This window comes from Arsenophonus nasoniae DSM 15247, from assembly GCF_000429565.1.
GTDB lineage: Bacteria > Pseudomonadota > Gammaproteobacteria > Enterobacterales > Enterobacteriaceae > Arsenophonus > Arsenophonus nasoniae.
Genome location: NZ_AUCC01000275.1, coordinates 1 through 1168 on the forward strand (window position 1 = coordinate 1; position 1168 = coordinate 1168).

The 1168-nt window shown below is 33.1% G+C and carries 1 protein-coding gene; it reads left to right on the forward strand.

Annotation, left to right across the window (positions count from 1 at the left end; translation table 11 throughout):
- Nucleotides 1-148: 148 nt before the first annotated feature.
- Nucleotides 149-985 carry a class D beta-lactamase gene (gene blaOXA, locus G468_RS0118350; protein ID WP_026824192.1) on the forward strand — a complete coding sequence of 279 codons (837 nt, stop codon included), beginning with the start codon at nt 149-151 and terminating at the stop codon, nt 983-985.
- The last annotated feature ends 183 nt before the right edge of the window (nt 986-1168 follow it).

Consider the following 1168-nt stretch of genomic DNA (forward strand, 5'->3'; position numbering starts at 1 on the left):
ATGCTTCATCAGAAAGATCGTAGCGAGCCATAATTCAAAGTATCGTAGAAACAGATGGATACTATAGCTCAAGCAATTAAGGGACACAGCCTAACCCTGACAAAAGTATGATAATGTCTGCCGTATAAATTATTTAAAGAATACAAATATGAATAAAAAGCTGATTGTTATTATTCTACTATTTTTACCAATTACTACTCCGGCAAATATCATTTCTAATGATGATAAAAACATTACCAAGCCGCTGAAAAAAACAGCAGAAAATCATGTTGTTAGCGAAATAAAAAAAATCTTTCAGCAACAGCATATACATGGCGTATTAACCATATATGATGGTAAATCAATTAACAATTATGGCAACGACACAAAACGTGCAACAATACAATATGTTCCCGCATCAACATTTAAAATTGTTAATGCCTTAATTGCTTTAAAAAATCAAAAAGTGACCGTTAAAGAAATTTTTAAATGGGATGGTCAGCCCAGATATCTTAGTAGCTGGAATAAAGATATGAATTTGCAAGAAGCAATGAAATTATCCGCTGTTCCTATCTATCAGGAAATCGCAAGACGTACTGGTCTGGCAATAATGAAAAAAGAACTTTATCGTTTGCACTACGGTAATAGCAAAATAGGTAATGATGTCACCAAATTTTGGTTAGATGGGCCATTAAAAATTAGTCCGGCAGAACAGGCACAATTTATTTATAAGTTAGCAACCAAACAATTACCCATTGATAAAACCATTCAAAATGAAGTCGCTGCTATGCTACTTATTAAACAGACAGCCAATATTAAAATTTACGCTAAAAGTGGCTTAGCGAATATCAATGGAGAGCGTATTGGCTGGTATGTCGGATGGGTGGAAAACGCTAATGGCAAAATAAAAACTTTTGCTCTAAATATCGCAATCTCAGATGATAAAACCATGTCAAAACGTGAATCACTGACTTTACAGTGTCTAGCAAAATTAAAAATTATTTAAAAAATGACTAATCAGAATACTAAGTTATTCTGATTAGTCATAAATAGACAAATAAAAGGTTGCTCACATTACTCGCTATCGCGTTATATTTGGGAGCGGTAAATTAATACTCCGGGCAGTGTAATGGTCAACAAATTCTGTAGAAGATCTAAGCGGCATTTTTTAGTTCATGATATTTTTGAT